The organism is Streptomyces sp. XM4193 (genome assembly GCF_023072595.1).
GTDB lineage: Bacteria > Actinomycetota > Actinomycetes > Streptomycetales > Streptomycetaceae > Streptomyces.
This window is the reverse complement of record NZ_JALLGK010000002.1, coordinates 54,630-68,642: the sequence shown is the minus strand read 5'-3', so window position 1 is coordinate 68,642 and position 14,013 is coordinate 54,630. Positions and strand designations below refer to the sequence as shown.

Below are 14,013 nucleotides of genomic sequence, written 5' to 3'. Positions count from 1 at the left end.
ATACCGTCAGGGGTCACCCCCGGTAGCCCCGTGGCGGCTCCCGTCACTATGCGTACCTGATTCAGCACACTCCGACCTCCGTCCGACCGACTCCTGCCAGGAGCCAATCCGTGCCCGTCGCCGGTCTTCTCTCCCGCCGAGCCGGACAGCTGTCCGCACTCCTCGCGATGCTGGTGTTCTTCGCCGCCCAGCTCACGGGTGCGCTGCTGCCCAACGCCCCGTTGTTCATCACCGCGTCCGCGGCGGGCTTCGTGCTCGACCTCTATCTGCACCACAAGCAGCCGGGGCTGTTGGCGCTGCTCAGCAGAGTGAGGTTCGACGTCCCCACCCGCCAGCTGCTGCGCGACATGCTGCTGGTGCTCGGCCTGGTCCAGACACCCGGTCTCGACCCGCTGGCCGAGACCCCGCTGGTGCTGTGCCTGCTCGGCTCCTACGCCGCGCACTTCGCCTGCCAGGCCGCCGCGGTGCTGGTGCGGCGCAACCGAACGCTGCCGGTCATCACCCGCAACATCGACGTCTCCGCGCTCGGCCTCACCGCGGCGCCGCCGAAGATCCTCGCCCGCCAACCCAGCCGCAGGCTGCTGCACTTCATGGTGCCGGCCACCTTCGGCCTGCTGATGACCGCGGCGACCGTCGAACCGCTGTGGGGCATCGCCGGTGTGGCCGGCTCGCTGCTCCTCTTCGGCGCGGGCACCGGATACATCGCGAGCTGGCTGCTGCCCGGCAAGCGCACTCCGAACGAGCAGAAGGTGCTGAACTGGCTCAACGAGTGGCTGACCGAGTACCGGCCGTCCGTCGCGATGTACTTCTCCGGCGGCACCTCCTCCGCGTACCAGGCCAACATGTGGCTCAGCACGCTCGACCAGCTCGACGGCAAACCGCTGATCGTCCTGCGCGAGCGCTTCATGGTGCAGAAGATCGAGTCCACCGACGTGCCGATCGTCTGCATCCCGAAGGTCGCGCATCTGATGACCCTGGAGCACTCGACGCTCAAGATGATGCTGCACCCGGCCAACTCCGGGAAGACCTCGCAGGTCCTGCGCATCCCCTCGATCAAGCACAGCTTCATCAACCACGGCGAGAGCGACAAGCTTTCCAGCTGCAACCCGTACGCCAAGGCGTACGACGAGGTCTGGGTGGCGGGTCCGGCGGCCCGCGAGCGCTACCAGCTCGCCGACATCGGGGTGGACGACCGCGACGTCGTCGAGGTCGGCAGGCCGCAGCTGGCGCCGATCCTGCCGTACGCCGGCGCACCGGCCGCCGACCGCCTCACCACCGTGCTGTACGCGCCGACCTGGGAGGGCTGGACCGACGACCCGGGCAACACCTCGGTCATCCTGGCCGGCGAGAACATCGTTCGCGAACTGCTCGCCGACGCCCGTGTCCGGCTGATCTACAAGCCGCACCCGATGACCGGCTCGGTCGACCCGCGAGCGGGCGCCGCCAACCAGCGCATCCAGCAGATGATCGCTGCCGCGAACGTGGAGCGGGCCGCCGTTCCGGGGCACACCCGCCCCGGTGCCGAGACGGCCGACGAGCTGGCCCGCCGTACCGTCGCACTCGACCAGCTGGCCACCTCCGCCTTCCGCCGCAGCGCCGACGAACTGGAGCGCATGGCGCTCCAGTCGGTGCCGGACGGCGGCCGGGCCGACGCGGTGACCGCCGCACGGGAGGCGTGGGAGGAGGCCTACTGGGCGTCCTACCCCGAGTGGGAACACCTGGTCATCACGGGCCCGCGTCCCGGCATCTACCCCTGCTTCAACCAGGCCGACCTGCTGATCAGCGACGTCTCCAGCGTCGTGTCGGACTACCTCAGCAGTGAGAAGCCGTACGCGGTGGCGAACACCAGCGGGCTCTCCGAGGACGAGTTCAGGTCCGGTTTCCCGACCGTGCGCGCGGCGACGATCCTCAGCCCGTCCGCGGCCGAGGTGCCCGAACTCCTCGCCTCCACCCGGAGTTCCGAGCCCGACGCGCTCGCCGACGAGCGGGCCGCGCTCAAGGAGCACCTGCTGGGCCCTGCCGACCCGCCGTCGATGGTCCGCTTCGAGCAGGCCGTCCGCGACCTCTGCGGCAAGGCCGACGCCCGCCGCGAGCGGGTGGCCCGCAGGTCCGCCGAGATGCCGCCGCAGCGCGAGCGGCACGCCAGGGCGGAGGCGGTGGCCGAGGAGAACCAGGCGGAGGCGGCACAGGCCGAGGAGACCGTGCGCACCGCCGAGTCGGTGGAGCCGATCGACGCCGAGGAGACCGGCGGGTCCACCGCGAAGTCGGCGGACGCGGCGAACGAGGACGCCGCCCGCGACGCGGGCACCTCCGCCGCACGCTGACCCGTACACCGCACGAACGCCGCACGAACACCGAAGAGGGCCGGCTCTCCACGAGCCGGCCCTCTTCGGTGTTCTGTGAGTCTCCCTCACCGCGATCCTGGCGCGCCCGCCTCGCCGCAGAGCCGGGCGCACCCGTACGCCGCCGCACGCCCGCGCCGCGGGCACCTCCCGCGGACGCCGCGCGTCAGACCCCGTACACGCCGCGCGCACGCCCTCGCGGGCGCACCCGCGGGCGCCGCCTCAGCCGAAGGGGTCGAACGCCTCGTACTCGGCGTCCGGGTCCTGCTCCGCGCGCGATGCCTCCCGGTCCCGCCTGCGCTGCGCAGCCGGGCGGGAGATGTCCATCCGGTGGTCCTCGCCGCGGCGTCCCAGCATCTCCGCGCCGGTGGCCATCGCGGGCTCGAAGTCGAAGACGACCGCGTTGTCCTCGGGGCCGATCGCGACGCCGTCGCCCTCGCGGGCGCCTGCCTTGACCAACTCGGCCTCCACGCCGAGTCGGTTGAGCCGGTCCGCGAGGTAGCCGACCGCCTCGTCGTTGTTGAAGTCGGTCTGGCGCACCCAGCGCTCGGGCTTCTCGCCGCGCACCCGGTAGAGGCTGTCGGCCTCCTCGGTGACGGTGAACCCGGAGTCGTCGACGGCCTTGGGGCGGATGACGACCCTGGTCGACTCCTGCTTGGGTTTCGCCGCACGGGACTCGTCCACCAGCCCGGCCAAGGTGAAGGACAGCTCCTTCAGGCCCTCCCTGGAGACCGCGGAGACCTCGTGGATCCGGTAGCCCCGGGCCTGGAGGTCGGGACGCACCATCTCGGCCAGGTCCTTGCCGTCCGGGATGTCGATCTTGTTCAGGACCACCAGGCGCGGACGGTCGGAGAGCCCGCCGTACTCGGCGAGTTCGGCCTCGATGATGTCCAGGTCGCTCAGCGGGTCGCGGTCGGACTCCAGCGTCGCGCAGTCCAGCACGTGAACCAGCACCGAGCAGCGCTCGACGTGGCGCAGGAACTCCAGCCCGAGGCCCTTGCCCTGACTCGCGCCCGGAATCAGCCCGGGCACGTCCGCGACCGTGTAGACCGACGAACCCGCCGTCACCACACCGAGGTTGGGGACGAGAGTGGTGAAGGGATAGTCGGCGATCTTGGGCTTGGCGGCGGAAAGCACGGAGATCAGCGAGGACTTGCCCGCCGACGGGTAGCCGACGAGCGCCACGTCCGCGACCGTCTTCAGCTCCAGCACCAGATCGCGCGCCTCGCCCGGCTCACCGAGCAGTGCGAAGCCGGGTGCCTTGCGGCGCGGCGAGGCCAGCGCGGCGTTGCCCAGCCCGCCACGACCGCCGCCGCCCGCGACGAAGGTGGTGCCCTGGCCGACCATGTCGGCGAGCACATTGCCCCGGCGGTCGGTGACGACCGTGCCGTCGGGCACCTCGAGCACGAGGTCCTTGCCGTGCGCGCCGTCGCGGTGGTCGCCTGCGCCGGGCTTGCCGTTGGTGGCGGTGCGGTGCGGCCTGTGGTGGTAGTCCAGGAGCGTGGTCACGTCCTGCTCCACCACCAGCACGACGTCGCCGCCGCGGCCCCCGTTGCCGCCGTCCGGGCCGCCGAGCGGCTTGAACTTCTCCCGGTGCACGGAGGCGCAGCCGTGGCCCCCGTTGCCCGCGGCGATGTGGAGCTCGACGCGGTCCACGAAGGTAGTCATGACGGAAAGCCTCCTGGCTGGTTCTGCGGGTGCGGTACTGCGTGCGGTGGGTGGACTCGGCGGGCTGCCGGCGCTGCGAGGGCCCGGAGGCCGAGCCGCGGAGCCGATGCCGCCTTCCGTACTAACACGCCGAGGGCGGAGCCGCCTTCCACAGGGGAAAGGCGGTCCGCCCTCGGGAAAATACTGGTGTCGCCTACCGCGGCTGATTACTCAGCGGCGGCGGGAACGATGTTGACGACCTTGCGGCCACGGTGGGTGCCGAACTTCACGGCGCCCGCGTCCAGCGCGAACAGGGTGTCGTCGCCGCCGCGGCCCACACCCGTGCCCGGGTGGAAGTGGGTGCCGCGCTGACGGACCAGGATCTCGCCGGCGGAGACGATCTGACCGCCGAAGCGCTTCACGCCGAGGCGCTGCGCGTTGGAGTCACGACCGTTCCGGGTGGACGATGCGCCCTTCTTGTGTGCCATCTTGTCTCAGTCCCTTACTTCGCCGGGGCGTCGATGCCGGTGATCTTCAGCGCGGTGTGCAGCTGACGGTGACCGATGCGCTTCTTGTAACCGGTCTTGTTCTTGTACTTCTGGATGTCGATCTTGGCACCCTTGTGGTGGTCGACAACCTCCGCCTGGACCTTCACACCGGCCAGCACCCACGGGTCACTGGTGACGGCGTCGCCGTCCACGAGGAGCACGGTGGAGAGCTCGACGCTGTCGCCGGGCTTGTTGACGGAAAGACGGTCGACCTCGATGGTGTCGCCGACAGAAACCTTCTGCTGACGACCGCCGGTGCGCACAATCGCGTACACGCGGAACTCTCTCTCGTTCGTAGACGGACTCCTGATGCCAGCCGCACAGCACGAGCCGAGGCCCGCGACGGTCCGAATGGATGAGCGGCCTCTCCCGGCGAAAGGGCCGGAAGGGATGTGCTCAGGAGTGCGGCGCGTCCATTGACACGCCGACGGCCAAGGTTACGGGGCCGCCCAACCCCCGGTCAAACCGAGGTCAACGGGCCGGGGCCGGGACTGTCGACGCCCGGCACCGGCCCGTTGTCCGCGTACCGCTCAGCTCTCGGCGGACTCGGAGGACGGCGCCGATTCCTCGGCCTTCTTCGCCGCCTTCTTCGCGGTGGACTTCTCCGCGGTCTTGTCCGCGGCCTTCTTGGTGGATGCCTTCTTCGCAGGCGCCTTCTTCGCCGCGGCCTTCTTCGCGGGTGCCTTCTTGGCCGTGGCCTTCTTCGCGGGTGCCTTCCTGGCCGCCGCCTTCCTGCCGCCGACCGCGTCCGACGCCGACTCTGCCTCCGCCGAGCCCGGAGCGTCCGACTCGCCCACCGCGGAGGTCCCGGGAGCGTCACCGACGCTCTCCGACTCCCCCGCGCCGGGCAGCACGATCGCTCCACCGTTCTCCGCGGGCGGGCCCGAGGGCGCCGAGACCCGGCGGCGCGGCCGTGCGGGCGCGGAGACGACCGGGGCCTCCTCCGCCGGAGCCTCGACGGGCGCCGGCTCGCTCTCGCTGCGCTCGGCTGCGACCACGACCACGGCTTCCGGCGCGGCGCTCTGCGGCGAACCGGCCGGTGCGGACGCCTTGCGGCTGACCCTGCGACGGGTGCGCGGCGCGGGCGCCTCGACCGGCTCGGCCGCCGACTCGACGACCGGCTGGGGCGCCGGCTCCGCCGGAGCGGAGGCCGGGACCTGCGCGGGCTCCTGCACCTCGCGGACCGGCGACTCGACAGGCTCCACGACCGTGGCGGCGCTCTCGTTCTTCGGCGGACCGGAGGGCGTCTCCACCCTGCGGCTCACCCGACGGCGACGCCCTCTGCCGCGGCCCGCGGCCTGCTCCGCCTCGGCGGCGCTGCTGTACAGCTCCTCGTCCGGGGTGAAGTCCGGCTCGGGCAGCGCCTTCGGCTCCCGACCCTCTCCGGACTCGGCACGGTCGGCGTGCGACTGGCCGCGGTCGTGGCCGGAGCCGTCGTGGCCGTGGTGCCCGTCGTCGTGCGCGGAGTGGTCGTGCCCGGAGTGGTCGTGGTGCGATCCGCTCGCGGACGCGCCGTCGCTCCCCGACCCCTGCTGGTTGTCGGGCTGGCTGCCGCCCTTGCCCTTCTTCTTGCTCCGCTTGCCGCCGCCACCGGTGCCCTGCGGCTGTTCCATGTGGACGATGACGCCGCGGCCGTTGCAGTGCACACAGGTCTCGGAGAAGGACTCCAGCAGACCCTGGCCGACCCGCTTGCGCGTCATCTGCACCAGCCCGAGCGAGGTGACCTCGGCGACCTGGTGCTTGGTGCGGTCGCGCCCCAGGCACTCCAGCAGTCGCCGCAGCACCAGGTCCCGGTTGTTCTCCAGCACCATGTCGATGAAGTCGATGACGATGATGCCGCCGAGGTCCCGCAGCCGCAGCTGACGGACGATCTCCTCGGCCGCCTCCAGGTTGTTCCTGGTGACGGTCTCCTCGAGGTTGCCGCCCTGGCCGGTGAACTTTCCGGTGTTGACGTCGACGACGATCATCGCCTCGGTCCGGTCGATCACCAGCGAACCGCCGCTGGGCAGCCACACCTTGCGGTCCAGCGCCTTCATCAGCTGCTCGTCGATGCGGTACGTCGCGAAGACGTCCACGTCCGACGTCCACTTGTTCAACCGCTCCACGAGGTCCGGGGCGACGTGCGAGACGTATCCGTGGACCGTGCTCCAGGCGTCCTCACCGCTGATGACGACCTTGGAGAAGTCCTCGTTGAAGATGTCGCGTACGACGCGCACGGTCATGTCCGGCTCGCCGTAGAGCAGCGTCGGCGCGTTGCCCTTCTGCGCCTTCTTCTTGATGTCCTCCCACTGCGCCTGGAGCCGCTGCACGTCCCTCGCAAGCTCGTCCTCGCTGGCTCCCTCGGCCGCGGTGCGAACGATCACACCCGCGTCCTCGGGGACGACCTTCTTCAGGATCTGCTTGAGCCGCGCCCGCTCGGTGTCCGGCAGCTTGCGGCTGATGCCGGTCATCGAGCCCTCGGGCACGTACACCAGGTAGCGCCCGGGGAGCGAGACCTGGCTGGTCAGCCGGGCGCCCTTGTGGCCGATCGGGTCCTTGGTCACCTGGACCAGCACGGACTGGCCGGACTTGAGCGCGTTCTCGATGCGACGCGGTCCGTTGGACAGGCCCAGCGCCTCGAAGTTGACCTCGCCCGCGTACAGCACGGCGTTGCGGCCCTTGCCGATGTCGACGAAGGCCGCCTCCATCGACGGCAGGACGTTCTGCACCTTGCCGAGGTAGACGTTGCCGACGTAGCTGGTGGACTGCTCCTTGTTGACGAAGTGCTCGACCAGCACATCGTCCTCGAGCACCGCGATCTGCGTACGCTCGCCGTGCTGGCGGACGATCATCTCGCGCTTGACCGCCTCGCGACGCGCCAGGAACTCCGCCTCGGTGATGATCGGCACCCTGCGGCGCCCCTGCTCACGACCCTCGCGGCGACGCTGCTTCTTGGCCTCGAGACGGGTGGAGCCCTTGATGGACTGCACCTCGTCCGAGCGCTCTTCCTTCTTCTTGCGCGGCTCGCGGATCTTGACGACCGTGCGCTCGGGGTCGTCGTCGGAGTCGTTCTTCTCGCCCGCGGCGCTGTCGCTCTCGCCCGAGCTGTCGCTCCGGCGCCGGCGACGGCGGCGACGGCGGGAGCTGCTGGTGGAGGGACCGTTGCCGGCGGAGTTGTCCTCGCGCTCCTCGGAGCTCTCCTCGTCGGAGTCCTCGTGCTCCTCGGAGTCCTTGCCGGACTTCTCGCCCTTGCCGGAGCGGGCGGGCTTCTCGCCCTTGTCCCGGCCGCCGCGCCGCCCCGACTTCTCGGGGGCGCCGGCGGCGTCGTCGTTGCGGTCGTCCTCGTCCTCGCCGTCGTCCTCGCCGTTCTCCTCGGCGAGCTCCGCACGACGGCGGCGACGGCCGCCCCGACGGCGACGACGCGAGGGACGGTCGCCCTCGGCGCTGTCGTCGTGGTCGACGTCACCGGTCGAGGTGTTCGACTCCTCGGCCTCGACCTCCTCCGGCTCCTCGTCCTCCTCCTCGGCCGCCTGGGCGGCCGCGGCGCTCTGCGGAGTCTGGAACATCGGCTCGGTGAACACCGGCGCCTGGAAGAGGCCCATGGTCGCGGCGGCCCTGGTCCGGCCGCGACCGCGGCTCGGGGGCGTCTCGGCGGGCGGCTCGCTCGTGGCGTCGGCGCCCTCCGACGGGTTTGCGTCGCCGTTCGCGCTCTGCGGCTCCGACGACTTCGCGGCCCCGGACGACTTCGCCGTCCGGGTCGTCGACTTCGTGGCGCGCCTGGACCTGCTGCGGGCCCCTCTGCCGCCGTTCTCCTCGCCGTCGCTCTCCCCGGTCGCGGGTTCGGCGGCCGGCCGCTCCTCGGCGGCGGTGCCCGAAGCCTGACCGGCGGCGGACTCCGCGGCGGGCTGTTCCTGGGCGGACGGCTCCGGGGCGGACTCGACGGAGGGGCTGCCCTCGGCCGAGGTGGCCTTGCGGGAGGCCCGTCGCCGGGTGCGCGTGGGCTTGGCCGGGGCGTCCTCCGACCGGTCCGGCTCGTCGGCTGCCTGCGGCTCCGCGGAGTCCTCGCGGGCCGCGGCCTTCTTCCGTCCGGACTTGCGCTCGGGCGCGGTCCGCCCGCTCGGCGCGGCCGACTCGTTCGATGCGGTGCCCTCGGCAGCGGCGGGCTGCTCCGTCGGTGCGGACTGCGCCGCCGACTCCGCGGGCGGGCCCGCGGGTGCGCTGGCCTTCCGGGTGGCGCGGCGCCGCGTCCGGACCGGCGCAGGGGCGTCGGCGGGCGGCTCGGACGACCCGTTCGGTGCGGGGTCCTGCTGAGGGGCTTGCGAGGCGGCGACCGTCACCGGTGCTTCACCGGCGGCGGCAGCAGCCGGTGGTCCCGCGGGGCGGGAGGCGGCTCGACGCCTGCGCGGGGGCAGGTTGTCGCTGGGGGTGTTGTTCTCGGCACTCTCCGCGGTCGCGGAGTCTGTGGGCTCGAGCATGCGGGCGGTTCTCCCGTCACGCCCCCGGGCGCCGCGCGTTCCGGGGCAGGTCCGCGCACTGGCGCGGTGAATCTGCCCGGAGCGCGAGCGCCTCACGGGAGCTTGTTGTCTCACTCGCCGGTTCCGGTCCCTTGGACACGGCTACGGCGAAAGTCTCCTGGTCCGTGGCGCCGGCCGTACGGCGGTACCCGGGTGGCTCCCTGGTGCCTGGCGCGTCGGCAGCGCGGTGACGCCGGCCTTACGCGGTGGACCCCGGCACCGTCGCGACGAGGGTTGCGTCGCGGTCGGGCGCCAGCGGGTCGGTCACCGTGCCGGTCTCCTCATCGAGCGGCCCCTGCGCCAGCCTGGTCACCGAAACCGGGACCGGCGGCGCCAGGTCAGCCGTAGCGCGGAGGCCGGACAGGACGTCGTCGGGTCGTACGGCAGGTGTCAGGTGCCGCACTACCAGGCGCAGTATCGCACAGGGTTGCTGCACCGGACCATCGGACCCGGGCTCGTGCCCTGCGTCGACACACTCCAGGGACGCCACGGCGGCCCGTGCGTCGAAGGTCCGCACACCCTTCTTGGTCTGCCGCTGGACCTCCACGCTGTCCTCCGCGAGGAAGACGCGCACCGCCTCCTCGGCCTCCTCGGTGCGCACGCCGTCGAGGCGCAGCTCCCAACAGGAGGCGAGCAGTCGGTCGGCGAAGCCGGAGGTGCCGGCCTCCACCGCGTCGACGATGTCCAGCCCGGTCGGCATCGAGAGGTCCAGCCGCTCGCGCAGCCAGTTCGGGTCGCAGCGCCGGGCGAGACCGATCTCCAGGTACTCCGCCTCGCTCGCGGTGCCCGTGGGGGCGGCGTTGGCGTACGACACCTTCGGGTGCGGCGAGAACCCCGCCGAGTACGCCATGGGAACCGCTGCCCTGCGCAGCGCACGCTCGAAGGCGCGCTGGAAGTCGCGGTGGCTGGTGAACCGGAGGCGGCCACGCTTGGTGTAGCGCAGACGTACGCGCTGCACCACGGGTGCCGGCGGCGGGCCTTCGGGCTGTCGCTTGCCCAGTGTCAGTCAGTCCTTCGAAGTTCGCGGGAGCGTCGTCGCCCCGGATTCTACGCCGGGGCCGTCGGCACCCAGTACCGGAGCTTCTTCCCGCGCCGGTCCTCCAGGTCTCCGCCGCAGCTCTCGATCACCTTGCGGGAGGCGACGTTGTCCGCGTCACAGGTGATCAGCACCCGGTCGAACCCGCGCTTGGCCGCGAAGGGCAGTGCGTCGCGCAGCATGGCGGTGGCGTGGCCGCGGCGCCGGGCGGTGGGACGGACCTCGTAGCCGATGAGTCCGCCCTGGTCCAGCAGATGACGGGTGTACTCGTGGCGCAGCGCGATGCGTCCGAGCCAGCGGGTGCCGTCCACGTACCACAGCACAGTGGCGGCGACCCAGTTGGCGGGGCGGCTCTCCTCCTGCGCGGCGGCCCGGACGTCGGCGACGTACTCCGCGAACCCCTCAGGCGTCGCCCAGCGCGCTCCGTACACGCGGACCTCCTCCGCGATCATCGAGTTGCCGCCGAGCCAGTCGCCCGCCTCCTCGCGGAACTCGTCCATCGCACCGAGGAAGGAGTCCCGGACCTCGACTGTGGGCCTTGTCAGCTGCGGCATGGCGGACAGCCTGCCAACTCGGCCTCGTTCGGCGCCACTCACTTCCCGTCAGTCACGCGCGCACCGGTCCCGCCGGCCGGGCCCTCCGCCGAGCGCACCGACGAACCGAGCCGGGGCTCGGGCTCGGCGACGGCGTGGGTGAGGACGAGCAGCGCCATGTCGTCCTGCCGCGCCCCGCCCGTCCACCGGCCCACCCGCTCGACCAGTACGTCGGCCAGCAGGACCGGATCGTCGGTCGCGGTCGGCGGCATGTGGAGTTCGGGGTCGAAGAAGCGGCGCTCGGCGTTCCTGGCCTCCGTCACCCCGTCCGTGAGCAGCAGCAGCGCCGTACCGGGCGGGAAGGGCACTTCCCGGGGCGGGCCGGCGGTACGGGGGTCGCCCAGCCCCGAACCGAGCGGCAGCCAGGACTCCCCCAGCGGCGCGCGGACCACCCGCTCCGCGGTGACCAGGTACGGCTCGGTGTGGCCGAAGTTCAGCAGCCGCGCGGTGTTCGTCGTGGTGTCGACCTCCACCAGCAGGACCGTGGAGAAGCCCTCCAACGCCGCGGTCTCCTCCATCCAGTGGTCCTCGCGCACCAGCGCCCGGTCGATGCGGGCGGCCAGCTCGGCCAGGGACTCGGCGTCCTCGGCGTGCTCCCGGAAGGCGCCGACCGCGACCGCCACGGCCGCGACCGCCTCCACGCCCTTGCCGCGCACGTCGCCGATCATGGCCCGCACTCCCGTGGGGGCGGCTGCGATGCCGTAGAAGTCGCCGCCCACCCGAGCCTCGCTGAGCGCCGGCCGGTAGCGGGCGTCGCACCGCAGCCGTCCGACGTGGGCCGGCGGTCTGGGCAGTACGGCGTTCTGGGCGAACTCGGCGATCCGTCGGGCCACCCCGAGGTCCGTCTCGCGCTGCCGCGCGACATGGGCGACCCACACGCCGATCGCGTTCACCAGTCCGACGGCGAGAATGTCCACCGTGGTCTCGACGAACGAACGCCCTCGCGCCACGTCCAGGACGGTCACCACCACCAGGCAGATCCCGGCCGTCACCGCACCCGCCCGCGGCGAGAAGAAGGTCGCGACGATCAGCGGGGTCGCGGCGAAGAGGGGAAGCCCGAGGTCGGGCACGGACTCCATGGTGTTGAGCAGGACCGCAAGGGGCAGCATGACCACCGGCAACAGCCGTATGAGCCAGTCAAGTCGCCGACCGCCACGCGCCACCACGTAGACCTCCTCGTGGTACCCGGCGGTTGAGCCGCCCCGTCCGCACCTCGTGCCGCACCACCGAGGTGCGGCCCGTCGTCTCCACGTTACGGTTCTCGCCGCCACCGCGCAGCGACAGCGCCGCCACCCGGCGACGGCGAAGCCCGGCCGGGCTGCAGGAGCCGGGCCGGGCGTTCACCTGCGGATTCAGGCCGGGGCGTTCCCGTCGGCCGAAGGAGTGGTGACCGTCAGCGGGAGGAGCTTCCGGCCGGTCGGGCCGATCTGGATCTCGGTGTCCATCTGCGGGCAGACACCGCAGTCGAAGCAGGGGGTCCAGCGGCAGTCCTCAACCTCGGTCTCGTCGAGGGCGTCCTGCCAGTCCTCCCAGAGCCAGTCCTTGTCCAGGCCCGAGTCCAGGTGGTCCCAGGGCAGCGCTTCCTCGTAGGAACGCTCGCGGGTGGTGTACCAGTCGACGTCGACTCCGTGCGCGGGCAGCGTCTTGGCGGCGGACTCCATCCACAGGTCGTAGCTGAAGTACTCCCGCCAGCCGTCGAACCGGCCGCCGGCCTCGTAGACCGCGCGGATCACGTCACCGATCCTGCGGTCTCCGCGGGAGAGCAGGCCCTCGACGATGCCCGGCTTGCCGTCGTGGTAGCGGAAACCGATGGAACGGCCGTACTTCTTGTCGCCGCGGATGCGGTCGCGCAGCTTCTCCAGCCGTGCGTCGGTCTCCTCGGACGACAGCTGCGGCGCCCACTGGAACGGCGTGTGGGGCTTGGGCACGAATCCGCCGATGGAGACGGTGCACCGGATGTCGTTGGACCCGGACACCTCGCGGCCCTTGGCGATCACACGGGTCGCCATGTCGGCGATCTGGAGCACGTCCTCGTCGGTCTCGGTCGGCAGCCCGCACATGAAGTAGAGCTTCACCTGGCGCCAGCCGTTGCCGTACGCGGTGGCGACGGTCCTGATGAGGTCGTCCTCGGAGACCATCTTGTTGATGACCTTGCGGATGCGCTCGCTGCCGCCCTCGGGCGCGAAGGTCAGTCCGGAGCGGCGACCGTTGCGGGTGAGTTCGTTGGCCAGGTCGATGTTGAAGGCGTCGACCCGGGTGGACGGCAGCGAGAGGCCGATCTTGTCCTCGGTGTAGCGGTCGGCCAGCCCCTTGGCCACATCGGCGATCTCACTGTGGTCGGCGGAGGACAGCGAGAGCAGGCCGACCTCTTCGAAGCCCGTGTTCTGCAGTCCCTTGTCGACCATCTCGCCGATGCCCGTGATCGAACGCTCCCGCACCGGCCTGGTGATCATGCCGGCCTGGCAGAAGCGGCAGCCGCGGGTGCAGCCGCGGAAGATCTCCACCGACATCCGCTCGTGCACCGTCTCGGCCAGCGGCACCAACGGCTGCTTGGGGTAGGGCCATTCGTCGAGGTCCATCACGGTGTGCTTGGAGACCCGCCACGGGACACCGGAGCGGTTGGGCACCACCCGGGCGATACGGCCGTCGGCCAGGTACTCGACGTCGTAGAAGCGCGGTACGTACACCCCGCCGGTCTTCGCCAGCCGCAGCAGCAGTTCGTCCCTGCCGCCCGGCCTGCCCTCGGCCTTCCACGCGCGGGAGATCTCGGTCATCTCCAGGACGGCCTGCTCGCCGTCGCCGATGACCGCGCAGTCGATGAAGTCCGCGATCGGCTCGGGGTTGAAGGCCGCGTGGCCACCGGCCACGACCACCGGGTGGTCGATGCCGCGGTCGGCCGACTCCAGCGGGATTCCCGCCAGATCGAGCGCGGTGAGCATGTTGGTGTAGCCCAGCTCGGTGGAGAAGGACAGACCGAAGAAGTCGAACGCGCCCACCGGTCGGTGCGCGTCGACGGTGAACTGCGGCACACCGTGCTCACGCATGAGCTTCTCCAGGTCCGGCCACACGCTGTAGGTGCGCTCGGCCAGGACGCCCTCGCGCTCGTTGAGCACCTCGTAGAGGATCATCACGCCCTGGTTGGGCAGGCCCACCTCGTACGCGTCCGGGTACATCAGCGACCAGCGGACCTGGCACTCGTCCCAGTCCTTGACGGTCGAGTTGAGCTCACCGCCGACGTACTGGATCGGCTTCTGAACATGCGGGAGGAGGGCTTCCAGCCGGGGGAAGACCGACTCGATGGGCATGAAGGAGTCCTGACGCGCGGGTGCGGGGGTACGGAACTGGCCGTCCAGC

9 protein-coding genes are annotated in these 14,013 nt (G+C 71.5%); 1 reads left to right on the top strand and 8 read right to left on the bottom strand.

Annotated features, from left to right (window positions below; all coding sequences use genetic code 11):
- Positions 1-110: 110 nt before the first annotated feature.
- Positions 111-2,324: a hypothetical protein gene (locus MTQ01_RS07545; RefSeq protein ID WP_247487921.1), complete on the top strand. Its 2,214-nt coding sequence runs from the start codon at positions 111-113 to the stop codon at positions 2,322-2,324.
- A 240-nt stretch (positions 2,325-2,564) separates the two neighbouring features.
- Here MTQ01_RS07545 and obgE read toward each other — a convergent pair whose 3' ends face one another.
- The 8 genes from obgE to MTQ01_RS07505 all read right to left on the bottom strand — a co-directional run bounded on the left by obgE (position 2,565) and on the right by MTQ01_RS07505 (position 13,964).
- A complete protein-coding gene (gene obgE, locus MTQ01_RS07540) occupies positions 2,565-4,010 on the bottom strand; it encodes a GTPase ObgE (RefSeq protein ID WP_247487919.1) in 1,446 nt (481 codons plus the stop codon).
- Between the two features lie 206 nt (positions 4,011-4,216).
- Positions 4,217-4,477 carry a 50S ribosomal protein L27 gene (rpmA, locus tag MTQ01_RS07535; RefSeq protein WP_211038514.1) on the bottom strand — a complete coding sequence of 87 codons (261 nt, stop codon included), beginning with the start codon at positions 4,475-4,477 and terminating at the stop codon, positions 4,217-4,219.
- A gap of 14 nt (positions 4,478-4,491) precedes the next feature.
- Positions 4,492-4,812, bottom strand: a complete 321-nt coding sequence (gene rplU, locus MTQ01_RS07530; protein WP_211038516.1) for a 50S ribosomal protein L21 — start codon at positions 4,810-4,812, stop codon at positions 4,492-4,494.
- Positions 4,813-5,067: 255 nt separating this feature from the next.
- Complete coding sequence (locus tag MTQ01_RS07525) at positions 5,068-8,991, bottom strand: ribonuclease E/G (protein WP_247487917.1); 3,924 nt, start codon at positions 8,989-8,991, stop codon at positions 5,068-5,070.
- Positions 8,992-9,229: 238 nt separating this feature from the next.
- Positions 9,230-9,988, bottom strand: coding sequence for a TIGR03936 family radical SAM-associated protein (locus MTQ01_RS07520; RefSeq protein WP_247487915.1), 759 nt, complete (start codon positions 9,986-9,988; stop codon positions 9,230-9,232).
- Between the two features lie 89 nt (positions 9,989-10,077).
- On the bottom strand, positions 10,078-10,620 hold the full coding sequence (locus MTQ01_RS07515; protein ID WP_247487912.1) for a GNAT family N-acetyltransferase: 543 nt from the start codon (positions 10,618-10,620) through the stop codon (positions 10,078-10,080).
- A 38-nt stretch (positions 10,621-10,658) separates the two neighbouring features.
- Entirely contained in the window at positions 10,659-11,825 is a 1,167-nt protein-coding gene (locus tag MTQ01_RS07510) for a PP2C family protein-serine/threonine phosphatase (protein WP_247487910.1), read from the bottom strand.
- Positions 11,826-12,011: 186 nt separating this feature from the next.
- On the bottom strand, positions 12,012-13,964 hold the full coding sequence (locus tag MTQ01_RS07505; RefSeq protein ID WP_247487908.1) for a TIGR03960 family B12-binding radical SAM protein: 1,953 nt from the start codon (positions 13,962-13,964) through the stop codon (positions 12,012-12,014).
- Between the last annotated feature and the right edge of the window lie 49 nt (positions 13,965-14,013).